This window comes from Lonepinella sp. MS14434 (assembly GCF_042468235.1).
In the GTDB taxonomy this organism is placed as follows: domain Bacteria; phylum Pseudomonadota; class Gammaproteobacteria; order Enterobacterales; family Pasteurellaceae; genus Lonepinella.
Genome location: NZ_CP170386.1, coordinates 741,208 through 766,867, shown reverse-complemented (window position 1 = coordinate 766,867; position 25,660 = coordinate 741,208). Strand labels below are relative to the sequence as shown.

The following is a 25,660-nucleotide window of genomic DNA, read 5'->3' as shown; positions in this document are numbered from 1 at the left end:
TTTACTAATATAACAAAAGGCTTTATATTTTACCAATGGATAGCTATTTTATAAGGAAAAATGATGAAGAAATATAAATTTTCACTTTCCAGAGCCCATATTATCGCTCAACGGATCACGACTTTAATGAAAGAGTTGACCGATCTTGCCTTGCAAAAATATCGTTATGGCTTAGATAAAAATGATATGCTCTACTGGGAAAGTGAAACCAAACGCAATACAACACTAAACAAAATCAATGAATATTCACAACAATTTTCACAGTATGAAAATGATTATGTTAAATTAAGTGAAATTCTGGCACAATTGCGAAAAATTATTGCTCAAGCCAATCAAAAAATTGGTATTTCAGATCGCTTGACCGATATTCGTATGTTAGATACGCAAATAAGTTTGTTAAATGATATTAATAATTACGCTCAATCAGCAGATTATACGGTGACTGATTTTGTCGATGAAATGCAAGCTAGATCTGATATTTATGCCAAATTAGAAACTGAATCCGCACGTTATAATGCTATAGAACGTGATTTTCCGTTATTTATTAAAGTAGAAAATACGCAACAAACAGAATTACGTCAACAAAAAATGGCACAATTAAAAAGTAAACGTATTCGCTTAAATGATGAAATTCGTGATTTAAATGGTGCAACATCTATTGAAATTGAATTAGATGATGCGATTGCTCTGGCATTAAACCTAGCCTAGTTTGGCAAAACGGTGTGGTAGCGACCGCAAATAGATTAGTGGCTAATTTATTTGAAAACGCACCTGAACAATACTGAGCCAAACTCTAATTAAAAATTAGAGTAACAGATGATTTAGGTATCGACACCCCTAGAGTGAAAATATGTTATCTTTGTTTATTGTTAATTCATCTAGGAAATAGTTAACATCGTTAATCGTCATACCTTTTTGCTCGTTGTGACTTGTTTTTTTTTAGTTGATATTTCGGTATTGTTCAGTTTTCTTTATTATTATTATTGGGAGTTTTTATGAATCAAGATCTAATACTAAATGATGATAACCAACGATCTACGTTATGGATTGCTTACGCCTTATTCGGTGCAGGTATTCTATTTGGGGGATTGCCTGCTATTGCTGGCGTCATTCTTGCTTATATTAAAAAAGGGGAAGTTTTTGGAGCCTACCAAGATCACTATCATTTCTTAATCCGAACTTTCTGGGGAACTTTATTAGGTTTTGTGCTCGGTGGAATTCTTACCATTATTGGTATTGGAGCATTAATTATTTTTGCTGTGTTTATTTGGTATATTTTTCGTGTAGTGGTTGGTGCATTACGTTTAAAAGAAAATGCCGCCATTACACCAACAGGTTGGTTTAAATAATAATTAAAAAACGGTGGAATAAAACCACCGTTTGCTCAACATAAATTCCTATCTATTATTCCACGATCAATGTGCGGCAAGTATTTGTTGCCCCATCACCCAAAGGATCACCATGGGTTAATAAGACAAGATCACCGGAAACCAAGAAGCCTTTATCTTTTAATAACTGCACTGCTTGTTTTGCACTTTCTGCAGTACGTGATTCACCATCACAGAAAACCGGTGTTACCCCGCGATATAATGCACAAAGATTCAATGTAGATTGATGGCGTGATAAAGCAAAAATAGGTAATCCAGAACTAATACGTGACATCAATTTTGCAGTATAGCCAGTACTTGTCATTGCAATGATGGCTGCCACACCTTTCATATGGTTTGCTGCATACATTGCAGAGAATGCCACTGATTCACCAATGGTATCAAATTGAACATCCATACGATGACGAGAAACGTTAATACTTGGCATTTTTTCCGCACCCAAACAAACTTTTGCCATCACTGAAACGGTTTCAGCGGGATATTGACCGGCAGCAGTTTCCGCAGAAAGCATTACCGCATCTGTACCATCTAATACGGCATTTGCCACATCCATTACTTCTGCCCGAGTTGGCATTGGATTGCTAATCATGGATTCCATCATTTGGGTCGCGGTAATTACCACACGATTTAAACGACGTGAACGGCGAATTAATTTCTTCTGTACGCCGACTAATTCCGGATCACCGATTTCTACTCCCAAATCACCCCGCGCGACCATAATAACATCAGAAGCTAAAATAATATCATCCATCGCAGCATCATCAACGACAGTTTCAGCTCGCTCTACTTTGGCAACAATTTTCGCATTCAAACCCGCTTCTTTGGCTAATTGACGAGCATAATTTAAATCTGCACTTGAACGTGGAAAAGATACTGCTAGATAATCAACACCAATACGAGCCGCTGTAATAATATCTGCTTTATCTTTTTCAGTTAATGCATCTGCAGATAAACCACCACCTAATTTGTTAATTCCTTTATTATTTGATAATGGACCACCTACCGTTACTTCAGTAAATACCTTAGCGCCTTCGGTCGCTAATACTTTCAATTGAACTCGACCATCATCTAATAATAAAATATCGCCCGGTACTACATCTTGTGGCAATGTTTTATAATCTAAACCAACAGCATTCTGATTACCTTCACCTTTCGGCAACTCAGCATCTAAAACAAACTTATCACCTATATTTAAGAAAATTTTACCATCTTTAAAGGTAGATACACGAATTTTAGGTCCTTGCAAATCCCCTAAGATTGCTACATTTCTGCCTAATCTTTTAGCAATTTCGCGTACTTTATTTGCACGTCCAATATGATCTTCTGGCGTACCATGAGAAAAATTCATACGCACAACATTCGCACCCGCTTCAATAATTTTTTCTAAATTATTACCTTTATCGGTAGATGGTCCCATTGTACATACGATTTTTGTTCTTCTTAGTTTTCTAGACATTGCTTTCTCCGTCACTAACTTTATTATTTGAAATGATAGTATTATTTACATCGCTATAACATTGACAGCTATCCAGTTATCACGATAAAAACTGGCGTGCATTATACGCTGAAAACGCTCTAAAAGCGAGATGTGTGAAAGAAAAATTTCCCATTGACATGTACATAAATTTACGATTATATTTTGTTAAATTATTGTATAAGGGAAATCTGATGAAAATTTTTATTATGCGTCATGGTGAAGCAGAAATGTTTGCCAAATCCGATAAAGATCGTACACTTACTGAATTTGGTGAAAAAAGTTCAGCTGGTCAAGGCATTTGGCTTAAAGAAACGGCTGGTTATTTTAATAAAGTGCTCGTTAGCCCTTATATTCGAGCTAAACAAACCTTTGAATATATTAATAATATTTTCTCTGAGCAACTTACCGAGCAAGCTGAAACTTGGGATGCCATTACCCCTTATGGTAATGCAGAAATCGTTGTAGATTACCTTTCTGTTTTGTGTGATGAAGATATACAACAAATTCTTATTGTTTCACATTTGCCATTAGTAGGAGAAATTGTGGCTGAACTATGTGGTAAAAATAACGTGTCTTTTTTACCAGCAACCATCGCAGAAATTGATTGGGATGGTGAAATCGGTAAATTAATTCAAACAAAGAATCCCCAAAGTGGATAAAAGTGCGGTCTTTTTTAGCTGAATTTTAGCCCAATCCAGCTACAGCATTATATTAATTTAAATACGATCCTTGCTGACCAAAATTTCCATATTCCCAGCCTAAATAACGAGCGGAAACGGCATCAGCAAGAGATTCAAATTGTTCAACTTGAGTAAAAATCTCCTGTGTATCTAAGGCTAATTCTTGCTCAACTTTGACTAAATATGCCCGATTGTCCTTATCTACTTTCACTCTATTTTCAGTATATTTAATCCGATCAAAATGGATCTTTGATAGATTGCATTTCTCAATAAAACGCTCAATATCCTCTTTTTCATCAAAATGGAAATTATGTTCTACTAACTGCGGCTCAGATAAATTCACACCATTTTCACTTAACGTATCTAAAATTTCTTCCGTCAAGGTCATTTTATGTTCTAATGGTGATGGTAATAAAAATTCAAAATAGGTATCCCAATTCAGATCCTGTTGAATAACTAACTCATCATAAGATAATTGTCCTAAGGTTTCTAACAAGCTGATTTCATCATTAAAATAGAAAAATTGTTGTGATTTACTATTAGACAAAATATGCCCAGCATAAACTACATCAGGTAAGGCACAAAGTTGCGTAATTGTGTGTAATATTTGCCGAAATATCTCATGATGAGATACTTCTGTAGGCAATCCATTTTTATCACCTTGGTAATATCGAATAATTTGAGCAATATTCATTTGGCGAAATTCTGACATTTCCATCAAGGAAACATTAACAGTAACAACTGCCACCTGATCGTTAAACCAAGTACGATAATTTTGCCAATTTTGTTGTTCTATTTCTTGCTGAAAATCAATGTCTGACATTATTTAAATTCCGCCCAAATTGGTGCATGATCAGAGGGTTTTTCCATTGCTCGAATATCCTCATCAATCCCCACATTTATACATTTTTCTGCCAATACCTGATTTGCCAGAATATGGTCAATACGCAAGCCTCGATTATCATCAAAACCCTTGGAACGATAATCAAACCACGAGAATTGATCATTGACTGTTGGATTTAATTTACGGAAAGTATCTTCTAACCCATAATTATATAGGCGTTGATACCACTCTCTTTCTTCAGGTAAAAATGAACATTTTCCTGTACGTAGCCAACGTTTACGATTTTCTTCCCCAATACCAATATCTAAATCCGTTGGGCTGATATTCATATCTCCCATGATGACAATAGGATTCGACTTATTATGTTGGTTTTCCACATAATGTTGTAAATCCGCATAGAATTTCTGTTTAGCTGGGAATTTAGTTTCGTGATCTCGAGATTCCCCTTGTGGAAAATAACCATTAATCACCGTCAATAGCCCAAATGGCGTATCAAAATCCGCCATAATAATCCTTTTTTGTGCATCTTCATTATCGGTTGGAAAGCCTTTACGTACGGCAACGGGTTGCTGTTTACACAATAACGCCACACCATAATGCCCTTTTTGTCCATGATGAAAAACCTGATAACCCAAATGTTCTACTAATTCATAGGGAAATTGTTCATCTGCCACTTTAATTTCTTGCAACCCCAAAATATCAGGCTGATGTTTCTCAATAATTGCATTTAACTGATGAGGTCTAGCCCGTAATCCGTTGATATTAAAGGATATAATTTTCATAAAACTCTCTAAATAAAAATGAATGGTTTATTATACAGCCTTTATAAAGTAGGGGGAACTGGATAAATAAAATAAACGCTCTATTTTACTAATAATTTTGCTTTTGATAATCATTATTATTTGATATGATTCCAGTGGTTATTTTTATATTATACGGAGCTTAATGATGAAAAAAGTATTATCACTTCTTGCACTAACAACCTTTGCTCTTGCTCATCAAGCAATAGCACAAGAATCTAATCCAGCAACAATTAAAATAGAAACGGGTACACAAGCTGGTAAAGTGTTAACCGAAAAAGGCAGAGTATTTGTAAATCAATCTGGCACTGTCGTGCATGGCTTTTTCAAAGCTGGCGATAAAATGAAAAGACATAACCACGACGGCTATGAACTTTTCTTTACTGTGTTAAAAGGCAAAGCTAATATTGTGTTAGATGATAAAGAAAATCACCCAATTAATGCAGGTGAAATCCTTTATTTCAACGGTAAACATTTTATCAATGCTGATTTCCCTGAAGAAACCGAAGTATTAATTAGCTTAATCAAAGAATAATTGAATTTATTAAAAAATCTGTACTTTACTTAAAAAAGTACAGATTTTTTATTTACCATTTTTCTGCAGCAATATGATCGCTATTTCGTTCTTCAATCCAACGCTCACCTTGCTCGGTTTGTTCTTTTTTCCAAAACGGTGCTTTGGTTTTTAAATAATCCATAATAAATTCATTAGCTGAATACGCATCACCTCGATGAGCGGTACTCACCCCAACTAAGACAATTTCATCACCAGTATGCAACAACCCAACTCGGTGAATTATTGCCACTCTTTGTAAATCCCAACGCTGTTTAGCTTCTGCCACAATTTCTTGCAAGGCTTTTTCAGTCATGGCTGGATAATGCTCTAAATATAGGCTAGATACTTTGTCGCCTAAATTCATTTCTCGCACTTTCCCCACAAAAATGGTGGTTGCTCCCACAGAATTTTGCTCCGATAACCAACGATAAACTGCATTTTGATCAAAGGATTGTGTCTGCACCGCAATTAAAATATCTGACATTTACCCCCCTGTTACTGGCGGAAAAAAAGCAATTTCATCACCTGATTTTATTGTACTTTCTAATGGCAACAAGGTCTGATTGATCGCCACCAATAACCTACCTTTTTGCAACGCTAACGCCCATTTGTCACCCTGTTTAACCAAATGCTGACGCAGGCTTTCTGCTGTATCAAATTCTGCTTTCAATTCTAATTGCTCAATACCAATTAATTCTCGGGTTTGAGCAAAAAATAACACTTTTAACATATTTATCCATTATTCCACTTTAAAATGTCCTGATTTTCCACCGCACTTTTCTAACAAACGCAAGCCTGAAATCACCATATCTTTTTGTACCGCCTTACACATATCATAAATAGTCAATGCTGCCACGCTTGCTGCCGTTAAGGCTTCCATTTCGACTCCCGTTTTGCCAGTTAATTTACACAGGCTTTCAATGCGAACTTGGTTACTGTCTGAAAGTGCGGTTAAATTCACTTCTACTTTAGATAATAACAACGGATGGCATAACGGAATCAGTTCCCACGTCCGTTTCGCCGCTTGAATCCCTGCAATTCTGGCGGTGGCAAATACATCTCCTTTATGATGATTTCCCCTGACAATCATTGCTAAGGTTTCTGGTGACATTGTCACAAATACTTCCGCACGAGCTTCTCGCACCGTATCTTGTTTAGCGGACACATCCACCATATTGGCTTCACCATTTTGATTAATATGGCTAAATTCTGTCATTTTTCCCTCTTTATCCACCAATACTAGCTAAATTAGCTCTTATACCACTATTACCTTGATGCAAGAAATGATGTTCTCGTTTACCCTGTAACGCACCGAAAAGCCTTGCTTGTAAAAGTAATTGCTGGTTATCTGATTGTAACAATTCTCGCAAATCAACGCCTTCTTCGCCAAATAAACATAAATGCAATTTACCTTTAGCAGAAACTCGCAAGCGGTTACAACTGACACAAAAATTTTTCTCGTACGGCATGATTAGCCCAATTTCACCTTGATAATCAGGGTGCGAAAACACTTTTGCGGGTCCATCTGTCCGTCCTTTCGGTTGTAATTGCCAACCTTGTCGCAATAATTTATCCACCAAAATTTGCCCCGAAATATGATGTTTTTGGAAAAAATAATCCATTTCCCCCGTTTGCATTAATTCAATAAATCGCATTTGAATCGGACGATGCTTTATCCAAGCCAAAAACTGCTCAAACTCCCGATCATTAAAATCTTTCATCAATACTGAATTAATTTTAATTTTCTGATACCCCACCTCAAAAGCACGATCAATACCACGCATTACATCATCAAATTTATCTTCCCCTGTAATACGATGAAATTGTCGAGGATCAAGGCTATCCACGCTGACATTAATTGAGGTAATCCCTGCTTTTCGCCACAAATCCACATCTTTTGCCAAACGATAGCCATTAGTGGTTAAAGCAAGGGTGTGAATATTTTCAATAGCAGAAATATTTTCCACAATCTCCAGAAAATCTTTACGCAACGTAGGTTCACCACCAGTAATTCGCACTTTCTCTGTTCCCATTGCAACAAATGCACGTACCACACGGCGAATTTCATCCACATTAAGAAATTTATCACGCTCAGGGTTCGGCTGATAACCATTGGGTAAACAATAGTTACAACGAAAGTTACAAACATCGGTAATCGACATTCGTAAATAGTAGTATTCTCGTTGGAACGGATCAACAAGCCGCTCCGACAAGTTTCGGATAGGAATAGATTGCATGAAATACCTTTATAAAAAAGAATAGGACAAACCGTTTCCAGCGTATCCCCGAGCAATAGCATAACATTATGACTATCACTGGCATTGCTACCCTATCTTTATTACATTGACGTAGGCACGCAAGCTCGGTATATGAAATTCTTTTTATTTTAAAAGAGATAGGCTAAAAGCACAACTAAAAAGCCAATGATTAACACCTTTTAGGTAGAAAAATAAGTTAATTATTTTTATTCAATTATAGATAATATTATATAACGTAAGAATAAAATAACCTTTCTAAAAAGAAGCAAAAAATGCTAAATTAGTACCGCACTTCTAATTAAAGGAAAAACAATGATAACAATATCAAACCATGATTACCTAACACAAATTAAACATCTCGTTGCCATCGGTGGCGGTCATGGTTTAGGGCGAGTCATGTCATCATTAAGTTTTCTAAAAGAACAACTCACCGGTATTGTTGCCACTACAGATAACGGTGGTTCAACTGGTCGAATACGACACGATCATGGTGGTATTGCATGGGGAGATTTACGTAACTGTTTAACCCAAATTATTGCCAATCCCACTACTGCATCTGCTGTTTTTGAATATCGATTTAGTGGGTCAGGTGAGTTAGCCGGACATAATTTAGGTAATCTGATTTTAAAAGCCTTGGAAGATATGCACATCCGCCCCACCGATGCGATTAATTTAATTCGTAATTTTTTGAGAGTAAAATCTTATTTACTCCCCATGTCAGATTCCCCTGTACATTTAGGGGCTATTTTACCGTCCGGTGAAAAAATTCTGGGTGAAGTCGCTGTTGATAATTTACAACGATTACCCACTTCATTATTTTTATATCCAATAGTTCAGGCATCTCCCGAAGCGGTTAATGCTATTTTGCAAGCAGAGGTCATTTTGCTCGGACCAGGTAGCTTTCTCACTAGCATTATGCCAACCTTGTTACTCCCTGAAATCATGCAAGCCTTAAAAACCAGTTCCGCCAAAATTATCTTTATTGATAATCTCGGTGTCGAGCATAGTCCTGCGGCACGCTTATCTTTAGCCGATCGTATTGGTTGGATAAATAAAACAGTAGGCAAAAATATTGTAGATGGCGCCATCACATCAATGCCAATCGAAGATCAACAAGCATTGGATATTAAATTATTAGTCAGAAAGTTAAATGCTGATGATGTGACCTATCGCCACGATCGTGATAGGCTCTGCTCTGCTATTAACGAGATGATCGCTGAGCTATTCTAAAAAATAAGCCATTCAATAGAATGGCTTACAAAAACTTAATCTTTGGTTAAGTCTTTAATTGTTGTAGTTGCGGCATTATTGATAACCGATTTCACACCACTTTTGGCCGATTCTTGTGATGAATAATACTGACTACGCCCAATTTCTTAATGATTTTTGGCTTTCAAGACAAAATAAGGTTTATCATTTTTGGCAACGCGATATTCAAATAAACTTTCATCTGAACCATTTTTTTGCACTGATGCAATACCATTTTCCGCTGCCGCACGTGTTTTATATAATTCACTGGTTAAAATAACTTGACTATTCGCCGCCTTTAAATTGAACATAAATTGTCCATCGCTAGCTAATTTTAATTCATACCAACCTAATGCCATTTTAAACTCCTTATTAATTAGTGATTTATTCGGAAATAACTTCCAAAATAAATCATAGGCTATTTGGTGATTTTTTCAACTATTTTTTACAAAATTTAGTTAACTAAATTCAGTTGATTTAATACAGAATTTCGCTGAAAAAATTCACCGCAGTTTGGCAAGTATTTCACATTAATTGGCTGATTTTGGTAAACAAAATCTAAACCGTAGGCATGCAAATAAGTGCGGTCAATATTTTCCGTTTTATCACCATAAAGCTCGTCCCCTAAAATAGGGCTACCTAAACTTTTCATCGCCACTCGCAACTGATGTGTCTTGCCGGTTTGTGGTTTTAACACAAACAAGCGTAAATTAGGCTCACAACTTACGGAATAAAAACGTGTTATTGCAGGGTTTTGTTTAGACGGCATTAATTTCCAAGCACCACGTCGTGCTTTTTCCATATCACCTACTATTAATCCTTGTTTCCTTTTTGGTTTATGAGATGACAAAGCTACATAGGTTTTGTTTATTTTATGCTCAGCAAATAATCCAGATAAAATCACCGCTGCAGGTTGATTTAATGCCAAAATCAACAACCCAGAAGTAACTTTATCCAAACGATGAACTAACCAAACTTGTTTGATACCAAGTTGATTTGCTAAGATTTGAGTTAATCCTATTTCTTGCTCATCTTTATGAACACTTAACCCACAAGGCTTATTAATGATGATAAAATCCTGATGTTGATATATAATTTTAAGCATAGCTATATTGCAAAAATAAATTTGCTCCATACTAAAGGAAAACACACAATGAATAAAGATATTCGCTTTTATTTTGTTCGTCATGGTCGAACCATTTGGAATGAACAAGGTTTAATGCAAGGATCAGGTAATTCTAATCTCACCGAACAAGGTGTACAAGGTGCAATCAAAACTGGTCAGGCGTTACAAAATATTCCCTTTATTGCTGCCTATTCAAGCTGTTTACAACGTACCATTGATACTGCTCAATACATTCTAGGCAAACGAGATATTCCACTGTTCCAACATAATGGCTTAAATGAACATCATTTTGGCAGTTGGGAAGGGCTTGTAGTAGATGATATTCGCCAACATGAAGAATTTCAACAAATGCTCAATGACCCTGCCAACTATAAAGCAATCTGTAACAATGGCGAAACTTGGCAACAACTTGCCGAGCGAGCAATGAAAGCGATACAAGATATTATTAAAATCCACCAACAAGGCAATATTTTAGTCGTTTCGCACGGTCATACTTTACGCTTACTCATTGCGTTATTAAACGGTGCAACTTGGCAAAATCATCGTGAGAATGGACAAAGCGAAACGCTTGCTAATACCTCAATTAGTGTGGTTCGTTATGTTCAACAAGGAAATCAATTAGGACAATTTATGGTAGAAAAAGTGAATGATGTAAATCATTTAGAATAAAATGAAATGTGGTGAAAAATATTAAAATTGTTCACCACATTATTATTCATCTATTGGCTGAATGTATAGACTAAGTGACCCCAATCTGTAAAAATTCCCCTACCGTATGAAATGAGCCAAATACCAACACGACATCATTTTTATCGGTATTTTTCACCGCACTTTCTACCCCTAAAGCCACCGAATTTTCCACTTGAACCTTGACTTTAATGGCTTGTTTCTCAGCTACTGAATATAATTTTTCCGCAAGCTGTTCACCAGTTTGTCCACGGTAGCCTAACAAGGTAACACAATGCCACTCATCAATGATTGATAACAACGGTGATAACACATTTTCCGCATCTTTATCTTGTAAAATACCACAAACTGCGGTGATTTTTCCTGAAATTTTGCTTTTTAATTGGGTTAATTTTTCGGCTAAATAACGTGCGGCATGGGGATTATGACCAACATCAATAATAATTCTAGGTAAATCTTGTAAAGATTTTTCTGTTAACTTTATCAGTGCGGTTACACTTTCTGGTTTAACCGTTTGAAAACGCCCGATTAATTCCACTTCATTTAAGGATTTTCGGAGAATTTCAGCAGAAATATTAAATGGTAAAGACTGTACGGCAGCTAACGCCGTTGCCGCATTTGCTAATGGAATTTGACATAGCGGTAAATTTCCTAGCTGACAGTTGTTATTTTGCCATTTCCACTGTTCGCCTGTTATTTCAAATTGCCAATCTTGATTACAACAAGAAAGCTGGCAATTTAACGATTTTGCATACTCGATCATTGAATTTGGAATATCTGGCTCACCAATAATCACAGGCTTGTTTGCTCTAAAAATCCCTGCTTTTTCAAATGCAATTTTTTCTCGAGTATCGCCTAAGTAATCAATATGATCAATATCAATACTGGTGATTACCGCCATATCTGCATCCACGATATTAGTCGCATCTAATCGACCACCCAAACCCACTTCTAAAATGACCACATCTAAATTTGCTTGCTTAAATAAATACAAGGCAGATAGCGTACTAAATTCAAAATAGCTTAAAGATTGATTTTTATGGGTATTAATAAACTGGAAAGAACGAATATGATCTTCGTCTTGCACATCTTGATTTTGAATCCGCACACGTTCGTTGTAACGAATTAAATGCGGTGAAGAATAGACACCAACTTTAAAACCAGCATTAAGTAAAATAGTTTCCAGCAAGCGACAGGTTGTGCCTTTACCATTAGTCCCCCCTACCGTAATCACATAAGGGGCTAGAGTTAATAAATCTAATGCTTGAGCAACCGATTTTACTCTTTCCAGTCCAAGATCAATGACTTTAAAATGACTGTGTTCTAAATAATAAAGCCACTCCTCAAGGCTAGATTGTAGCGTTGGCGTGGCTTTTGAGTTATGTAACATCGCTCAAATATATCCTATTTAAGCTCTGTTGCAATAGTGCTTTCTGCGGTAACGTTTTCTACTGTATTTTCAAGTAATTCAGCTTCAATAAATGGCGATGGTAATCCCATTAATTGACTTAATACATTTGCCAATTTTTCACGCATTTCGGCACGTTTCACGATCATGTCAATAGCTCCGTGTTCTAATAAAAATTCAGAACGTTGGAAACCTTCTGGCAATTTTTCACGTACCGTTTGCTCAATGACTCGCGGACCAGCAAAACCGATTAAGGCTTTCGGTTCAGCAATATTTAAATCACCTAGCATGGCAAAGCTGGCTGACACACCACCTAAAGTTGGATCGGTTAATACAGAAATAAACGGTACACCTTTTTCTTTCATTTTTGCCAATACTGCACTGGTTTTTGCCATTTGCATGAGAGATAACAAGGCTTCTTGCATTCTCGCACCACCACTGGCAGAAAAACACACAAACGGACAATTTTTTTCAATAGCTTGTTCCGCCGCTTGCACAAACTTCGCACCAACTACCGATCCCATAGATCCGCCCATAAAGCTAAAGTTTGATGCTGCTGCGATAATTGGCATGCCATATAGCGTACCAGAAACGGTGATTAACGCATCTTTTTCGCCAGTTTCTTTTTGAGCAGCTGTAATACGATCTTTATATTTTTTCAAATCTTTGAATTTTAACACGTCTTGTGGTTCAAGATCAGCGGCTATTTCCACAATACTATCTTTATCCAACAACGCATCTAAACGCTCACGAGCATCAATCCGCATGTGATGACCACATTTCGGACAAACTTCCAAATGGCGTTTTAATTCATCACGATATAATACTTGTTCACATGACGTACATTTTGTCCATACACCTTCTGGCACATTGGCTTTTTTTCTTGCCGAAGATGACGGCGATTTACTAAAAATTTTATCAATCCAGCTCATTATTTAACCTTAATGTTGTTAAATGAAAATCCTACGTATTTAACCACAATTTTGACTTGTTTTGTAGATATTTCTACCATAATTTTAATCTTTCGATAATAAATGCTGGCAATTCATCTGGTAAGAACAAAGGTCCTAGCGGTGTTTGTGGCAACTGAAAACGTCTTGGATATTGCACATTCACCAAATATAACCCATCTGGTTTCGCTGTGGGAGCAGCTAAAGTGCGGTCTTTTTTAGCTAATAATTCCGCTATCCAACTTTCAGGCTTTCGCCCACAACCCACTTCCATTAAACTCCCCACAATATTGCGAACCATGTGATGTAAAAAGGCGTTAGCTTGAATTTCGACAATAATATAATCACCAAATCGAGATACCATTAACGAATGTACATTTCGCCATGGACTATGAGATTGACATTGAGCTGCTCGGAAACTTGTGAAATCCCGTTCGCCTAATAATGCTTGTCCAGCTTCACGCATTCTATTGTAGTCCAAGTCTAAATGGGTATGCGTCACGCCAGTAGGTAAAATAGCAGAACGTAATCGATTACAATACAAAATATAACGATAACGCCGTGCAGTAGCACTAAAGCGAGCATGAAAATCATCAGGCACGATCTTCGCCCATTTCACGGCAATATCATCTGGTAAATTGGCATTTGTACCAAATTCCCACGCTTTTTCAGGGCGATCTACATTTGTTTCAAAATGTACCACCTGCCCTGTCGCATGCACACCGCTATCCGTTCTTCCTGCACAAAATACTTCTATATTTTGATTAGCCACCACCGACAAGGCTTTTTCAAGTTCTGCCTGAACACTCGGTAGATTTTGTTGCCGTTGCCAACCTAAATAATGCGTGCCGTTATATTCTACGCCAAGGGCTATTTTCAAAAAGTTGAATATCACTCATTTTGTTTCTCCCATCATCACGAAAAATGATTATAGTATAATTTCAACCAGTAAAACACTGTATAACTCAAATTTTGGAATCAAGATCACAAAAATAAGGTATTCCCCATCACTCACACGCAATTACATAATAGCGGTAATTCCCTTGTAATTCTTGCCATTGAACATGGTATGTTCCTTTAACCTTAATTGGCTTATATTCTTCTTCAAATTTTTCTTTTCCCGTTGGCTTTTCAATGTTACCGTGAATTGGAATTTGTGGTGAACGAAAATACGCATAAATACCCTGACTTCTACCCAAATAAAAATTCTTATCATCCACCAAACAAACGCAATAAGTTTGGGTGAATCCAGCTTGTTTTAGCTGTTCCATAAAAGCAATGTCTTTAATAAATTGGTACATCTGCTCTGGGTGTTGCCCATTTCTTGGGAATTTTAATTCCACCGCATATTTTTCGCCACTTTCACCGTTTTTACCCAAAATCACCAAATCAATCTCTTTTTTAACAATAGATTTACCGCTTTTATCAATCAATTGCTCTTTTTTAGCAATAACTTTACCATTTTCATCAATAATTTTTTTCTCTTCTTTATCAAAAGATAATTTCAAAATGTCATCTTTGATATTGCGTTCAAACTGCACTTTGTATTCTTTCGGATTTAAATCGTTGCGTAAAAAAATCCCCAGTTCGTGTTGTAAACTAAATTCGTTGTAAATATCATCTACTAATCTGTTTTCTTGTTGTAACTGATTGAAAAACTTCTCAATTAAGGTTGTAAAATGAAAAGAATGTGACGTTGTCATAATATTGTCCTTGTTGATGAAATGAAATAAACCTAATTTTTATAGGTGTTTTTTATTATAGCAAATTGTGCAAAAAAAAAACAATGTTAGAATACATTACGTTCACACAGAACAGTAATATTTCATACACATACATAAGGATAATAATATGAAAAAATTAACGCTCGTTTTAATGTCTGGTTTGGCATTTTCTACTGCTGCAAAAGCCGAAGAATTGCCAGAAAATTGTACTAAATTTCTTGATCACTATATAGAAAGAAAATTAGCCGAAGGAATGCCCGCATCCTTTGAGGATGAACAACGTAAAGATATGACTGATAATCTCTGGTTTAACAAAGAACAACTTAAATCAGAAAAAGAAGGGGATCGATTCTACGGTCCAGATGGCTTTGCCAAATTTTGTGACTACCTTTCCGAAGAAGAAATTAAGAAAAAAGAACATCTTTTAAAGCAAAAGGGCGGAAAATCAGCCAAAGTGGAAAAAAAGAACAATACGGATGAAATAGATATAAATTTCGATGATATTGATACCAGTTTGGATGATATTGATTTTAATCTTAACGATGAATAAAAAACGCTCAACTCGAATATGAATCTACACTTAAGGAATAAAAATATGAAAAAAATGATGACCGCCGCATCGGTACTGGTTGCCAGTGTGTTTTTAACAGGATTTGGCGATTCAACCGCTGCAACCAAAGAAAACTTTGCCAAAGGCATTCAAGAAAAATTCGACAAGTTACAATATTGCACGGGCTGGGGAGCAGGAGAGAAAATATCAAGTTTTGAAGAAGGTTCTCCTTATAACAACGCATTAGATGTTCTGATTGTTCGTCCCGAACACGCAAAATATACGGAAGAAAAACTAGACACTGGCGTTTTTCTAAAATATGGCTTAGTGGAGAAAAAAAATGACAGCATTAATGTTAAGTTCTGGGATGCCATAAAAAGGGAAGGCGTTCCAGAAAAAATAGATGTAGTCATTTATAAAGTTACTGAAAAAGGAAAGAACTATTTTAAAGTCGCAGACGGACAATTTGGTGGAAAGGCTGCATACTTTTGTGGCGGAAAATTTGTGGTAAAAAGTGTTGATCTCTTTACCCCACCGAAGGAAGATAAAAATGGTTTCACTTTTTCAAAAGTGAAATTCACCGTTCAGCTTGAAAACTTACCCGATTGGGTACTGGAAATCCAAGATAAGCCGACAACCGATCCGATACAACATACCATCAAACTTATTTTAACCAGTGATGGCTGGAAAACAGAAGATGCGATCCAATAATCGCCCAACCATCGCTTAGGCTTAGTATCCTAAAGAAACATTAAATGATGAAAATGGAACAATACCATTTTCATCATTTTTTATTTCAGGCTCTCATCAGGTAAAAATAAAGGCCCCAACGCCGTTTTGGGCAAGTCAAATCGCTCAGGATATTGCACATTCACTAAATACAGCCCTTCAGGTTTTGCAGTCGGTGCGGCTAAACTGCGGTCTTTTTTGGCTAAGATTTCTGCGATCCATTCAACAGGCTTACGTCCACAACCGACTTCCATTAAACTGCCGACAATATTACGCACCATATGATGCACAAAGGCGTTAGCTTGAATATCCACCACAATATAATCACCTAAACGCTCGACTTTCAAATGATGCACATTTCGCCAAGGGGTTTTGGATTGGCATTGGGCGGCACGGAAGCTGGTAAAATCATTTTCGCCGAGCAACGCCTGCCCTGATCGTTGCATTTTTTCCGCATCCAGCTCCAAATGGGTATGGGTTACGCCATAAGGTAAAATCGCAGGGCGTAATTTATTGCTGTATAAAATATAACGATAACGCCGTGCCGTGGCAGAAAAGCGGGCGTGGAAATCATCAGGCACGACTTTCGCCCATTTCACTGCAATATCATCAGGCAAATTGGCATTGGTACCAAATGCCCAGGCTTTTTCAGGGCGAATCACGTCGGTTTCAAAATGCACCACTTGCCCCGTGCCGTGCACACCGCTGTCGGTGCGACCGGCACAAAATACGTCGATGGTTTCATTTGCCACAAAAGACAAGGCTTTTTCCAGTTCTGCTTGCACACTTGCCACGCCTTGTTGCCGTTGCCAACCGAAATAATTTTTGCCGTTATATTCAATGCCTAAGGCAATTTTCATCAAAACATCTCCCCTTTTACACCGCATTTTTCACTTGAATATGCACCGTAATTTCTTCCCTGTCGTGATATAAGTGTTTGGCTTGTAGGCGAAATTGAATGCCGTGGCTATCTAACTTATCCGCCAGCTGTTGAAGACATTGTTGCACTTCTTGATAACGTTTTTTCATCGGTAATTTCAAATTAAAAATCGTTTCTCGACACCAACCGTTCAGCAACCATTTGGCGATAAGATCGGCAATGCGGCTCGGTTTTTCCACCATATCACAGACCAACCAATCAATTTTACTGCGTTTCGGCGGTTGAAATTTAAACCCGTCCTCAGGGCAATGTTCAATTCGTCCAGTATCATGTAAACTGGCTGCCATTTTGCCGTGATCCACCGCATACACAAACAACCCTCGCCGCACTAGTTGATAGGTCCAACCGCCTGGACAAGCCCCTAAATCTACACCAATCATATTTTCATTTAGACGTTTAGATTCTTGTTCGGTAGGAATAAAGGTTAAAATAGCATCTTCTAATTTTAAGGTTGAACGACTCGGTGCATCCATAGGAAATTTTAAGCGTGGAATACCCATAAAATGAGCGGAATGATTGTTATTATAGGAATAACCAATATAACAGGCATTATTTGCTATAAATAAACAATGTAAGGTGACACCACTTTTTTTAATTTCTTGGCATTGCAACCATCCCTCTTTTCGCAAGGCTTGGCGTAATGGTACAGTAAATTTTCGACAGAATCCTAATAATTCTTTTGCTTCATTAGTATCCGCGGTTTCTACCCAAATTTCAGTGCTTTGTTTTAGGTTAAACTGCGGTGAAAATTGGTGAAATTTTTCAATAATGGGACTAATGCGATCAGTAGGATCTAAATTTGTTAATAAATCCGATATGACGATTATTTGACGAGCAAAAATTAATTGATTAAAAGGAATCTCACGAGCTAATTTATCCGCTTCTCCAATTTGATAACATTCAAAAATGACATAACCACTATTTTCTTGCACTCGAGCAAAGCCGAATACACCACGCTCTGCCGCTTTATCCGTTATTTCCGCCACCACTTCTTTTTCAAAACCAATACGGCAATATAATGCTAATTTATTCAATGAACTTCCTTATCTCATAGCTCTTCTGGCGAAACTAGAACGTACCGAAACCACCAATAATGTTGCCCAGCCGAATAAAAACGCCATTCCCCCAACTGGTACAAACATGGCAATGGAGCAAGTACCTAATACAGCCATGGTATAAAGTGGACCACTAAACAACAATATACCTAATAACCATGAAAAACCGATAATATTCACCGCAGTTTGACGGCATTTAGGTGCATTTTGTGGCATAGTGGCAGAAATAAACCAGCCTAATGCTAACAAAGCAACCGTGTGAAAAGTATGATATTTCCACGCAATATCAAACCAATTTATTTGTTGCTCTGAAAATTCATACTGCAAACCATGAGAAACAAAAGCCCCAAAAGCAACACTAATAAACCCGCTCAAGGCGGCAAACGATAAAAATTTATTTCCCATCATATCTCCTTATTTATTCCTGATTTATCAATCTCTTGTACAATCCAATGGCGAAATGATTGGATCGTTTTTTCATTATTTCTAACCTGATTATTGACCACATAAAAAGATTTAGGATCTTGCAATTTCATTGGTAATACAATTTGTAAATTGCCTTGATCAATTTCCTGTTGAGCTAACATCTGATTCGCTAAAATCAATCCCTGCCCATAAACCGCTGTTTGTAATGCCATTAATGTATGGCTAAATATACAACCATTTCGCACATTTGGCAACTCTATATTTAAATAATGTGCCATCATTTGCCAGTTATCGTGATTATGAATATGAATTAGTTGATGTTGTTGCAAATCTTGTGCCGAATGAATCGGTTTTTTCTCCAATAATTTAGGTGATGCTAATATCACCAAATCCGCCTTGGCTAATCGTTCTGTATAGAGATTATCCCAATTACCATAGCCATAATAAATAGCAACATCAATATCTTTATTTAAGATACCCTCATCTTGTTCTGTTGCTCGAATCCGAACTTCAATATCTGGATATAATTGATTAAATGAATATAAATGTGGTACAAGCCATTGAATGGCAAAAGTTTGTGGTACACTAATGTTTAACTGAGATTTGTCTTTCGACATAATTTTCTCTGTCACATGAGCGAGTTTCTGTAACAATGGCGAGATTTCGGCATAATACTGTTTCCCTTTTTCAGTCAGTTCTAACAGCCTATTTTTCCGTACAAATAACTCAATGCCTAAAAAATCTTCTAATAATTTAATTTGATGACTGACAGCCGCTTGGGTAACGAAAAGTTCTTCTGCAGCTTTGGTAAAACTTAAATGGGTGGCTGAACTTTCAAAGGCTTTTAATGAATTTAAGGGCGGTAAACGTTTCCCCATAATTTTCCCCTAATTTTGATGAGTAGGATTAGTTTTTTTGATTCGACTGATAAGTTTTTCTCATTTGACTGGTCTATCCAGTTACATTATACTACAAACATACTTAATCATGAGTAATTCTTTTCATTAATTAGAAGTTGCTTACTTTTAATTAAGTATTATGTTGTGTTTGCATATTGTTCGGGAAACCGAACATAACTTCCTGTATATTTAGCCCTAAACTTGGGGTAACAACACCGCACTTTATAAGTGCGGTGTTTTTTATGGAATAATTCTAACATTAGCCCACATAAAATCTCAAATAATAGTTTTCAATCTTCACATTATCATGTAAATTTAGCGACATCATCTTTTTCAAATACAATAAGGATAAATTATGAAAGATCTTGACTGGAATAATCTTGGATTTAGTTATATAAAAACAGACTATCGCTATATTGCTTACTGGAAAAATGGCGAATGGCAGAAAGGTGAATTAGTGACAGATAATGTGCTACATATTAGTGAAGGCTCCACCGCACTGCACTACGGACAACAATGTTTTGAAGGATTAAAAGCCTACCGCTGTAAAGACGGTTCAATTAATCTATTCCGTCCTGATGAAAATGCCAAACGTATGCAACGTAGCTGCCAACGTTTGTTAATGCCAGAAGTGTCTGTTGAAATGTTTATAGACGCTTGTAAACAAGTGGTAAAAGCCAATGAAGAATGGATTGGACCTTATGGTTCAGGCGCCACCTTATATTTACGTCCATTCTTGATTGGTGTAGGAGATAATATCGGCGTAAACACGGCTCCTGAATATATCTTTTCTATTTTTGTTTGCCCAGTGGGAGCCTATTTTAAAGGTGGTTTAAAACCAACTAATTTTATGGTTTCCAATTACGATCGTGCTGCTCCGCATGGAACTGGAGATGCCAAAGTTGGTGGAAACTATGCAGCTAGCCTTTATCCAGGTAAAAAAGCTAAGACTCAAGGTTATGCCGACTGTATTTATTTAGATCCAACCACACACACCAAAATTGAAGAAGTAGGATCTGCAAATTTCTTTGGTATTACCAGAGATAATAAATTTATCACTCCTATTTCACCATCTATTTTGCCAAGTATTACAAAATACTCTCTACTCTATTTAGCAAAAGAACGCTTTGGTATGGAAGCGATTGAAGGTGATATATATATTAATCAATTAGATCAATTTAGCGAAGCGGGGGCTTGTGGTACAGCAGCAGTGATTACGCCAATCGGAGGTATTCTCAATGGTGATGACTTCCATGTTTTCTATTCAGAAACTGAAGTTGGACCTGTAACTCGTAAACTTTATGAAGAATTAGTTGGAATTCAATTTGGCGACAAACCAGCACCTGAAGGCTGGATTGTTAAGGTTAAATAAATCTTAATTCGATCTGTACCCCAAAAGTTGGACTCATAACCAACTATAAGGTGCAGGTCAAATAACAAAGGTGCGTTAATAGCACCTTGTGTTGTCTATTTACTTATTAATCAAACTCAAAAATTCTTTACGTGTTTCCCTATCTTCAAGGAATACGCCACCAAAAGCTGATGTTACCGTGTAACTATTACTATCTTTAATTCCCCTGCATTTCACACAAAAATGGGTAGCTTTGACATAAACTGCCACATCTTCTGTTTCCAAAATGGTTTGGAATGCCAACAAAACTTGTTCAGTTAAACGCTCTTGCACTTGTGGACGTTGTGCAAAAAACGCTATCACACGATTAATTTTGGATAATCCAATCACCCATTTTTTCGGGTAATACGCTACTGATACTGTGCCATCAATAGTGACAAAATGATGTTCACAAGTGCTGGTTAAAGTTACGTCATTGACTAATACCATTTCGCTCACTTTCATGCGATTTTCAATGTTGGTAATCTTCGGAAAATTGGCATAATCTAAGCCACTGAAAATCTCATCCACAAACATCTTTGCCAAACGGTGCGGGGTTTCTTCGATACTATCATCGGTTAAGTCCAACCCTATCAATGTTAGCACATCACGCATTTTTTGTTCGATTTCATCGCGGCGTTGATCTTTGCTTTTAGCCAAGTTTATCATTGGGGTTTCAATCCCTTTCACCACTAAGGCATCTCGAACCTTAATCGCCTCTGCTGAAATATTGCTCATTTACGACTCCAATAAAATAATGGGCTATTCTAACAAACATTCAGCTAAGAATAAAATGAGATTATCATTAACGAGATGAAAAGTTTTAGTATAGAATAGGGATATGATTAATATTCAACAATAGGATTACTATGCTCACCCTACAACAAGCCCTAGATAAAATTCTCAATACATTACCAACGCCAACCATTCATCACAATGTTTCCATTGAACAAGCAATAAATTTAGTTTGTGCCGAAGATGTAATCTCACCGATTAACGTACCGTCTTTTGATAATTCAGCAATGGACGGTTATGCGATTCGTTTGGCAGATGTAAAAAACTCCTTAACCCTTTCGGTGGCTGGCAAATCCTTTGCCGGCAATCCCTTTACCGGAGAATGGGCAGCACAAAGTGCGGTACGAATCATGACTGGCGCAATGTTACCACAAGGGGCAGATAGCGTGGTGATACAAGAAGATGTCTCGCTCAATGATGATGGTTCAATTACACTTGCCGCGGTACCGAAAAATAATCAAAATATTCGTCGAATTGGAGAAGATGTGAAAGTGGGTGATGTGGTACTAAAAAAAGGACAAAAACTTAGCGCAGTTTCCTTACCATTATTAGCATCACTTGGCATTTCGAAAGTTGCCGTGTATCCACGCTTAAAAGTGGCTGTGCTTTCTACCGGAGATGAACTTGTACCGGTAGGAAAACCATTGCAAACAGGACAAATTTACGATACTAACCGTTTTAGCGTGAAATTAATGCTCGAAAAACTCGGTTGCGACGTGTTGGATTTTGGTATTTTACCTGATGATGAACAACAATTTGAACACGCCTTTTTACAAGCTCAAGCCCAAGCAGATTTGTTAATTACGAGTGGTGGCGTATCCGTAGGCGAAGCAGATTTCACTAAAACTGTGTTAGAAAAAGTGGGAAACGTGAATTTCTGGAAATTAGCCATGAAACCGGGTAAGCCGTTTGCCTTTGGAAAATTACCGAATGCTTGGTTCTGTGGTTTACCGGGGAATCCTGTGTCTGCCTTAGTCACTTTCTATCAACTTGTACAACCTGTGATCGCTCGTTTATCAGGGGCGAACTATCAACCAGCTACCCTATTACACGCGGTAGCCGTAGCTCCCATGAAAAAAGCCGTAGGGCGTTTAGATTTTCAGCGTGGTTTTTATCAAGTCAATGCTCAAGGACAAATTGAAGTTTATCCTGTCGGTTTTCAAGGGTCGCATTTGTTTAGCGCTTTTATAAAAAGCAACTGTTTTATTCGTCTTGAACAAGCGCGTGGCAATGTAGCAATAGGCGAAACGGTGATTATTGAGCCATTTAGTGATTTATTGGGGTGATGATGGCAGCATTAACTTATCAAGAAGAACTGCGTTATAACCGCCAAATTATTTTAAAAGCCGTGGATTTTGCTGGTCAGGAAAAACTTAAGGATAGCCGAATGTTGATTGTGGGTTTAGGCGGATTGGGGTGTTCTGCCAGCCAGTATTTAGCGGCAGCAGGGATAGGACATTTGACTTTATTGGATTTTGATACGGTGTCGCTTTCTAACTTACAGCGACAAGTGTTACACACCGATGAACGAATTGATATGCCAAAGGTACTATCGGCTAAAATTGCCTTGCAGACCATCAATCCTCATATTGAGATTACAGCACTCAACCAAAAACTTGATAAAGAAAAATTAGCTCAATTAATACCGCAGTTTGATGTGGTGCTAGATTGTACCGATAATGTAGAAAGCCGTAATCAATTAGATCGCTGTTGTGAATTAGCCAAAGTGCCTTTAGTTTCCGGTTCTGCTATTCGAATGGAAGGGCAAATTTCAGTGTTCACCTATGAACCCAATACACCGACTTATCGCCATTTAAGCCAATTATTTGGTGAGAATAGACTGAGTTGTGTTGAAGCCGGTGTCTTGTCACCCCTGGTGGGTATTGTTGGCTCAATTCAAGCATTAGAAGCGATCAAAGTGAGGTTAAAAATCGGAAATGTTTTAACCGGACGATTATTGATGATTGACGGGTATTCCATGCATTTTCGGGAAATTAAATTGCCTTGTTGATTTCATTGCCTTTTTCCCTTTATAATTCCACTCGTGCGATATTTTCGCACTTCATTGATATATTGCAAGTTTTGTGTATAGGAAATGAGCCAATCTGAATGAATCTCAATTTACATTGATAATAATTAAAAATTAATCATCTTATTCTCCCTAACGACAGTTAAATGAATTTCTGGAAATGACCATTTGGAAATAGTCGATAAAATCTGATAAATTTTCCGCTTTTAGAAGATTGGTTAAGACCGAATTTCTATAATTTAGTTGATAATTCTGTTTTATACTTAGTATTTTCAGCTGAACTGATACAGCAATTTGACGCAGTATTAGATTACACCGATAATGTAATAAACTGTAGTCAATTAGATTACTACCTGATTAGCCAAATGGTGTTAACTGCTATTTAAGCCTATTCTTTCGACGATAAATCCTTATGCTGTATTAAAGCTGGTGTACTGTCACCTATAATCGGCGTAGAGAGCTCAATTCAAACGTTGGAAATAGTTCAATGTATGGTTAAATTTGGACAAAATTTTAACTGGGCAGTGTAATAATTACAGTTTTTTTCATGATATTTCGTGAAATAAAATTACTTTGTTAATTTATTTTTTAATTCAATGTGTTTATTCCTTTTGAATAAATCATTTATCTACTTTTTTATTTATAAACTAAAATTTAGGGGTACTGCAATGAAAAACTCATTGTTTGGCTTAGCTATTGTTAGCATTCTTACGTTAATTGCTAAAATACTCTCATTAACCAATATAGCTAACGAGCTTCATCTTGGTGCATTAACGCTCGCCATTTTGTTAGGCTTATTCATCGGTAATACGCTTTATCCCAAATGGCAACATCAAGCTCAAGATGGTGTAACATTTGCAAAAGGAAAATTATTACGAATTGGGATTGTGTTATACGGTTTTCATATCACGTTTCAAGACATTGCCCATGTAGGTGCTAATGCCATTATTTCTGATGCAATCATGCTGATTTTTACCTTTTTTATTACTTATGTATTAGGCATTTATCTATTGAAGATCGACAAGCAAATTGTCTATCTCACTGCGTCAGGATGTAGCATTTGTGGTGCTGCCGCTATTTTGGCCACTGAACCTGTAGTAAAATCGGATTCACATAAGGTTTCTGTTGCCATTGCGTTAATTGTGATTTTCGGTACTATTTCAATGTTTGTCTATCCTATTTTGTATGACTATATTCAAGGACTAACTGATAACCAATTTGGTATTTATATCGGTTCCTCCGTCCATGAAGTGGCTCAAGTTTACACTGCAGGGAAAAATATTAATCCGGAAGTCGCTGATATTTCGGTGATCACCAAAATGTTACGCGTAATGATGCTTGCTCCATTTTTAATTATGCTGTCATTTTATTTACACAAACAACAAAACCAAACCGCTCAAAAAAGTCAATTTAATATGCCTTGGTTTGCATTATATTTTGTTTTAGTTGCCGTGTTTAATTCTTTTACATTATTACCGGAACCATTAGTCCAAATTTTAATTCAAATTGATAGCATTTTACTCATGATGTCAATGGTGGCATTAGGCTTAACGACACATATTAGTGCTATTAAACAAGCTGGGATAAAACCATTAATTTTAGGTTTCTTAGTATTTTTGTGGCTAGTTATAGGAGGATTTATAGTGAATTTAGGAATGCAGTATGTGTTCAATTAATTATGTAAACAGCAGTGAGAAAATC

At 36.8% G+C, this 25,660-nt stretch carries 29 protein-coding genes, 1 pseudogene and 1 riboswitch; of the genes and pseudogenes, 12 read left to right on the top strand and 18 right to left on the bottom strand.

Going from position 1 to position 25,660, the window contains the following annotated elements:
- The first annotated feature begins 63 nt into the window (after positions 1 to 63).
- Together O1Q79_RS03785 and O1Q79_RS03780 are read left to right on the top strand one after the other, a co-directional pair.
- Entirely contained in the window at positions 64 to 708 is a 645-nt protein-coding gene (locus tag O1Q79_RS03785) for a hypothetical protein (RefSeq protein ID WP_386693028.1), read from the top strand.
- A 287-nt stretch (positions 709 to 995) separates the two neighbouring features.
- Positions 996 to 1,349, top strand: coding sequence for a DUF4870 family protein (locus O1Q79_RS03780; protein WP_386693027.1), 354 nt, complete (start codon positions 996 to 998; stop codon positions 1,347 to 1,349).
- Between the two features lie 55 nt (positions 1,350 to 1,404).
- Here the strand turns inward: O1Q79_RS03780 and pyk are convergent, their stop codons facing one another.
- Positions 1,405 to 2,844 (bottom strand): pyruvate kinase, encoded by a 1,440-nt coding sequence (gene pyk, locus O1Q79_RS03775; RefSeq protein WP_386693026.1) that lies wholly within the window; start codon positions 2,842 to 2,844, stop codon positions 1,405 to 1,407.
- A 212-nt stretch (positions 2,845 to 3,056) separates the two neighbouring features.
- Between pyk and sixA the strand changes: the two genes are divergently transcribed.
- Positions 3,057 to 3,524 (top strand): phosphohistidine phosphatase SixA, encoded by a 468-nt coding sequence (gene sixA / locus O1Q79_RS03770; protein ID WP_386693025.1) that lies wholly within the window; start codon positions 3,057 to 3,059, stop codon positions 3,522 to 3,524.
- A gap of 52 nt (positions 3,525 to 3,576) precedes the next feature.
- Here the strand turns inward: sixA and O1Q79_RS03765 are convergent, their stop codons facing one another.
- Both O1Q79_RS03765 and xthA read right to left on the bottom strand, forming a co-directional pair.
- Positions 3,577 to 4,368 (bottom strand): TIGR01619 family protein, encoded by a 792-nt coding sequence (locus O1Q79_RS03765; protein ID WP_386693024.1) that lies wholly within the window; start codon positions 4,366 to 4,368, stop codon positions 3,577 to 3,579.
- Positions 4,368 to 5,171 (bottom strand): exodeoxyribonuclease III, encoded by an 804-nt coding sequence (gene xthA / locus O1Q79_RS03760; protein ID WP_386693023.1) that lies wholly within the window; start codon positions 5,169 to 5,171, stop codon positions 4,368 to 4,370. Before xthA ends, O1Q79_RS03765 begins: the two co-directional genes overlap by 1 nt.
- 163 nt (positions 5,172 to 5,334) lie before the next feature.
- Here xthA and O1Q79_RS03755 point away from each other — a divergent pair, with 163 nt between their 5' ends.
- Complete coding sequence (locus O1Q79_RS03755; protein ID WP_386693022.1) at positions 5,335 to 5,724, top strand: cupin domain-containing protein; 390 nt, start codon at positions 5,335 to 5,337, stop codon at positions 5,722 to 5,724.
- Positions 5,725 to 5,776: 52 nt separating this feature from the next.
- Here the strand turns inward: O1Q79_RS03755 and moaE are convergent, their stop codons facing one another.
- The 4 genes from moaE to moaA all read right to left on the bottom strand — a co-directional run bounded on the left by moaE (position 5,777) and on the right by moaA (position 7,982).
- Complete coding sequence (moaE, locus tag O1Q79_RS03750) at positions 5,777 to 6,229, bottom strand: molybdopterin synthase catalytic subunit MoaE (protein ID WP_386686039.1); 453 nt, start codon at positions 6,227 to 6,229, stop codon at positions 5,777 to 5,779.
- The gene (gene moaD, locus O1Q79_RS03745; RefSeq protein ID WP_386693021.1) at positions 6,230 to 6,475 is read right to left on the bottom strand and encodes a molybdopterin synthase sulfur carrier subunit; all 246 of its coding nucleotides are present in this window, start codon (positions 6,473 to 6,475) and stop codon (positions 6,230 to 6,232) included.
- Between the two features lie 9 nt (positions 6,476 to 6,484).
- Positions 6,485 to 6,961 (bottom strand): cyclic pyranopterin monophosphate synthase MoaC, encoded by a 477-nt coding sequence (gene moaC / locus O1Q79_RS03740; RefSeq protein WP_386686035.1) that lies wholly within the window; start codon positions 6,959 to 6,961, stop codon positions 6,485 to 6,487.
- A gap of 10 nt (positions 6,962 to 6,971) precedes the next feature.
- Complete coding sequence (moaA, locus tag O1Q79_RS03735; RefSeq protein ID WP_386693020.1) at positions 6,972 to 7,982, bottom strand: GTP 3',8-cyclase MoaA; 1,011 nt, start codon at positions 7,980 to 7,982, stop codon at positions 6,972 to 6,974.
- A riboswitch (molybdenum cofactor riboswitch) is annotated at positions 7,971 to 8,125 on the bottom strand. (Overlaps the previous gene by 12 nt.)
- A 190-nt stretch (positions 8,126 to 8,315) precedes the next feature.
- On the opposite strand from moaA, the gene yvcK reads away from it, so the two are divergent.
- Positions 8,316 to 9,233, top strand: coding sequence for a uridine diphosphate-N-acetylglucosamine-binding protein YvcK (yvcK, locus tag O1Q79_RS03730; RefSeq protein ID WP_386693019.1), 918 nt, complete (start codon positions 8,316 to 8,318; stop codon positions 9,231 to 9,233).
- A 35-nt stretch (positions 9,234 to 9,268) separates the two neighbouring features.
- On the opposite strand, the pseudogene O1Q79_RS03725 reads toward yvcK, so the two are convergent.
- Positions 9,269 to 9,610: pseudogene (locus O1Q79_RS03725) on the bottom strand (YegP family protein).
- Positions 9,611 to 9,705: 95 nt separating this feature from the next.
- Entirely contained in the window at positions 9,706 to 10,356 is a 651-nt protein-coding gene (locus O1Q79_RS03720; protein ID WP_386693018.1) for a TIGR01621 family pseudouridine synthase, read from the bottom strand.
- Positions 10,357 to 10,404: 48 nt separating this feature from the next.
- On the opposite strand from O1Q79_RS03720, the gene O1Q79_RS03715 reads away from it, so the two are divergent.
- Positions 10,405 to 11,046 carry a histidine phosphatase family protein gene (locus O1Q79_RS03715; RefSeq protein ID WP_386693016.1) on the top strand — a complete coding sequence of 214 codons (642 nt, stop codon included), beginning with the start codon at positions 10,405 to 10,407 and terminating at the stop codon, positions 11,044 to 11,046.
- A 70-nt stretch (positions 11,047 to 11,116) separates the two neighbouring features.
- Here the strand turns inward: O1Q79_RS03715 and folC are convergent, their stop codons facing one another.
- From folC to O1Q79_RS03695, 4 genes are all read right to left on the bottom strand, one after another.
- Positions 11,117 to 12,454, bottom strand: a complete 1,338-nt coding sequence (folC, locus tag O1Q79_RS03710) for a bifunctional tetrahydrofolate synthase/dihydrofolate synthase (RefSeq protein ID WP_386693015.1) — start codon at positions 12,452 to 12,454, stop codon at positions 11,117 to 11,119.
- A gap of 14 nt (positions 12,455 to 12,468) precedes the next feature.
- The gene (gene accD / locus O1Q79_RS03705) at positions 12,469 to 13,404 is read right to left on the bottom strand and encodes an acetyl-CoA carboxylase, carboxyltransferase subunit beta (RefSeq protein WP_386686020.1); all 936 of its coding nucleotides are present in this window, start codon (positions 13,402 to 13,404) and stop codon (positions 12,469 to 12,471) included.
- Positions 13,405 to 13,477: 73 nt separating this feature from the next.
- A complete protein-coding gene (gene truA, locus O1Q79_RS03700) occupies positions 13,478 to 14,302 on the bottom strand; it encodes a tRNA pseudouridine(38-40) synthase TruA (protein WP_386690237.1) in 825 nt (274 codons plus the stop codon).
- 127 nt (positions 14,303 to 14,429) lie between these two features.
- The gene (locus O1Q79_RS03695) at positions 14,430 to 15,125 is read right to left on the bottom strand and encodes a hypothetical protein (RefSeq protein ID WP_386693014.1); all 696 of its coding nucleotides are present in this window, start codon (positions 15,123 to 15,125) and stop codon (positions 14,430 to 14,432) included.
- A gap of 148 nt (positions 15,126 to 15,273) precedes the next feature.
- Here O1Q79_RS03695 and O1Q79_RS03690 point away from each other — a divergent pair, with 148 nt between their 5' ends.
- Both O1Q79_RS03690 and O1Q79_RS03685 read left to right on the top strand, forming a co-directional pair.
- Entirely contained in the window at positions 15,274 to 15,696 is a 423-nt protein-coding gene (locus O1Q79_RS03690; RefSeq protein ID WP_386693013.1) for a hypothetical protein, read from the top strand.
- Between the two features lie 45 nt (positions 15,697 to 15,741).
- Positions 15,742 to 16,407 carry a hypothetical protein gene (locus O1Q79_RS03685; RefSeq protein WP_386693012.1) on the top strand — a complete coding sequence of 222 codons (666 nt, stop codon included), beginning with the start codon at positions 15,742 to 15,744 and terminating at the stop codon, positions 16,405 to 16,407.
- Positions 16,408 to 16,487: 80 nt separating this feature from the next.
- Here the strand turns inward: O1Q79_RS03685 and truA (O1Q79_RS03680) are convergent, their stop codons facing one another.
- The 4 genes from truA (O1Q79_RS03680) to O1Q79_RS03665 are packed head-to-tail and all read right to left on the bottom strand — an operon-like array spanning position 16,488 to position 19,724.
- Positions 16,488 to 17,285, bottom strand: coding sequence for a tRNA pseudouridine(38-40) synthase TruA (gene truA / locus O1Q79_RS03680; RefSeq protein ID WP_386693344.1), 798 nt, complete (start codon positions 17,283 to 17,285; stop codon positions 16,488 to 16,490).
- Between the two features lie 16 nt (positions 17,286 to 17,301).
- Positions 17,302 to 18,399: a 23S rRNA (cytidine(2498)-2'-O)-methyltransferase RlmM gene (gene rlmM, locus O1Q79_RS03675; protein WP_386693011.1), complete on the bottom strand. Its 1,098-nt coding sequence runs from the start codon at positions 18,397 to 18,399 to the stop codon at positions 17,302 to 17,304.
- 9 nt (positions 18,400 to 18,408) lie between these two features.
- Entirely contained in the window at positions 18,409 to 18,828 is a 420-nt protein-coding gene (locus O1Q79_RS03670; RefSeq protein ID WP_386693010.1) for a DUF423 domain-containing protein, read from the bottom strand.
- Complete coding sequence (locus O1Q79_RS03665) at positions 18,825 to 19,724, bottom strand: transcriptional regulator GcvA (RefSeq protein ID WP_386686006.1); 900 nt, start codon at positions 19,722 to 19,724, stop codon at positions 18,825 to 18,827. The genes O1Q79_RS03670 and O1Q79_RS03665 overlap by 4 nt, the downstream gene beginning before the upstream one ends.
- 373 nt (positions 19,725 to 20,097) lie before the next feature.
- Between O1Q79_RS03665 and O1Q79_RS03660 the strand changes: the two genes are divergently transcribed.
- A complete protein-coding gene (locus O1Q79_RS03660; protein WP_386693343.1) occupies positions 20,098 to 21,117 on the top strand; it encodes a branched-chain amino acid aminotransferase in 1,020 nt (339 codons plus the stop codon).
- 99 nt (positions 21,118 to 21,216) lie between these two features.
- Here O1Q79_RS03660 and folE read toward each other — a convergent pair whose 3' ends face one another.
- Positions 21,217 to 21,873 (bottom strand): GTP cyclohydrolase I FolE, encoded by a 657-nt coding sequence (folE, locus tag O1Q79_RS03655; protein WP_386693009.1) that lies wholly within the window; start codon positions 21,871 to 21,873, stop codon positions 21,217 to 21,219.
- A gap of 131 nt (positions 21,874 to 22,004) precedes the next feature.
- Between folE and moeA the strand changes: the two genes are divergently transcribed.
- The 3 genes from moeA to O1Q79_RS03640 all read left to right on the top strand — a co-directional run bounded on the left by moeA (position 22,005) and on the right by O1Q79_RS03640 (position 25,635).
- Positions 22,005 to 23,216, top strand: coding sequence for a molybdopterin molybdotransferase MoeA (gene moeA / locus O1Q79_RS03650; RefSeq protein ID WP_386693008.1), 1,212 nt, complete (start codon positions 22,005 to 22,007; stop codon positions 23,214 to 23,216).
- Positions 23,217 to 23,218: 2 nt separating this feature from the next.
- Complete coding sequence (gene moeB, locus O1Q79_RS03645; protein ID WP_386693007.1) at positions 23,219 to 23,941, top strand: molybdopterin-synthase adenylyltransferase MoeB; 723 nt, start codon at positions 23,219 to 23,221, stop codon at positions 23,939 to 23,941.
- A gap of 686 nt (positions 23,942 to 24,627) precedes the next feature.
- Positions 24,628 to 25,635 (top strand): YeiH family protein, encoded by a 1,008-nt coding sequence (locus O1Q79_RS03640; protein ID WP_386693006.1) that lies wholly within the window; start codon positions 24,628 to 24,630, stop codon positions 25,633 to 25,635.
- Positions 25,636 to 25,660: the final 25 nt, after the last annotated feature.

What these genes read in the sequence shown, in the direction of transcription:
- O1Q79_RS03785 (WP_386693028.1), top strand. Translation starts at nt 64, where the DNA reads ATGAAGAAATATAAATTTTCACTTTCCAGAGCCCATATTATCGCTCAA.
- O1Q79_RS03780 (WP_386693027.1), top strand. Translation starts at nt 996, where the DNA reads ATGAATCAAGATCTAATACTAAATGATGATAACCAACGATCTACGTTA.
- pyk (WP_386693026.1), bottom strand. Translation starts at nt 2,844, where the DNA reads ATGTCTAGAAAACTAAGAAGAACAAAAATCGTATGTACAATGGGACCA.
- sixA (WP_386693025.1), top strand. Translation starts at nt 3,057, where the DNA reads ATGAAAATTTTTATTATGCGTCATGGTGAAGCAGAAATGTTTGCCAAA.
- O1Q79_RS03765 (WP_386693024.1), bottom strand. Translation starts at nt 4,368, where the DNA reads ATGTCAGACATTGATTTTCAGCAAGAAATAGAACAACAAAATTGGCAA.
- xthA (WP_386693023.1), bottom strand. Translation starts at nt 5,171, where the DNA reads ATGAAAATTATATCCTTTAATATCAACGGATTACGGGCTAGACCTCAT.
- O1Q79_RS03755 (WP_386693022.1), top strand. Translation starts at nt 5,335, where the DNA reads ATGATGAAAAAAGTATTATCACTTCTTGCACTAACAACCTTTGCTCTT.
- moaE (WP_386686039.1), bottom strand. Translation starts at nt 6,229, where the DNA reads ATGTCAGATATTTTAATTGCGGTGCAGACACAATCCTTTGATCAAAAT.
- moaD (WP_386693021.1), bottom strand. Translation starts at nt 6,475, where the DNA reads ATGTTAAAAGTGTTATTTTTTGCTCAAACCCGAGAATTAATTGGTATT.
- moaC (WP_386686035.1), bottom strand. Translation starts at nt 6,961, where the DNA reads ATGACAGAATTTAGCCATATTAATCAAAATGGTGAAGCCAATATGGTG.
- moaA (WP_386693020.1), bottom strand. Translation starts at nt 7,982, where the DNA reads ATGCAATCTATTCCTATCCGAAACTTGTCGGAGCGGCTTGTTGATCCG.
- yvcK (WP_386693019.1), top strand. Translation starts at nt 8,316, where the DNA reads ATGATAACAATATCAAACCATGATTACCTAACACAAATTAAACATCTC.
- O1Q79_RS03720 (WP_386693018.1), bottom strand. Translation starts at nt 10,356, where the DNA reads ATGCTTAAAATTATATATCAACATCAGGATTTTATCATCATTAATAAG.
- O1Q79_RS03715 (WP_386693016.1), top strand. Translation starts at nt 10,405, where the DNA reads ATGAATAAAGATATTCGCTTTTATTTTGTTCGTCATGGTCGAACCATT.
- folC (WP_386693015.1), bottom strand. Translation starts at nt 12,454, where the DNA reads ATGTTACATAACTCAAAAGCCACGCCAACGCTACAATCTAGCCTTGAG.
- accD (WP_386686020.1), bottom strand. Translation starts at nt 13,404, where the DNA reads ATGAGCTGGATTGATAAAATTTTTAGTAAATCGCCGTCATCTTCGGCA.
- O1Q79_RS03695 (WP_386693014.1), bottom strand. Translation starts at nt 15,125, where the DNA reads ATGACAACGTCACATTCTTTTCATTTTACAACCTTAATTGAGAAGTTT.
- O1Q79_RS03690 (WP_386693013.1), top strand. Translation starts at nt 15,274, where the DNA reads ATGAAAAAATTAACGCTCGTTTTAATGTCTGGTTTGGCATTTTCTACT.
- O1Q79_RS03685 (WP_386693012.1), top strand. Translation starts at nt 15,742, where the DNA reads ATGAAAAAAATGATGACCGCCGCATCGGTACTGGTTGCCAGTGTGTTT.
- truA (WP_386693344.1), bottom strand. Translation starts at nt 17,285, where the DNA reads ATGAAAATTGCCTTAGGCATTGAATATAACGGCAAAAATTATTTCGGT.
- O1Q79_RS03670 (WP_386693010.1), bottom strand. Translation starts at nt 18,828, where the DNA reads ATGATGGGAAATAAATTTTTATCGTTTGCCGCCTTGAGCGGGTTTATT.
- O1Q79_RS03665 (WP_386686006.1), bottom strand. Translation starts at nt 19,724, where the DNA reads ATGGGGAAACGTTTACCGCCCTTAAATTCATTAAAAGCCTTTGAAAGT.
- folE (WP_386693009.1), bottom strand. Translation starts at nt 21,873, where the DNA reads ATGAGCAATATTTCAGCAGAGGCGATTAAGGTTCGAGATGCCTTAGTG.
- moeA (WP_386693008.1), top strand. Translation starts at nt 22,005, where the DNA reads ATGCTCACCCTACAACAAGCCCTAGATAAAATTCTCAATACATTACCA.
- moeB (WP_386693007.1), top strand. Translation starts at nt 23,219, where the DNA reads ATGGCAGCATTAACTTATCAAGAAGAACTGCGTTATAACCGCCAAATT.
- O1Q79_RS03640 (WP_386693006.1), top strand. Translation starts at nt 24,628, where the DNA reads ATGAAAAACTCATTGTTTGGCTTAGCTATTGTTAGCATTCTTACGTTA.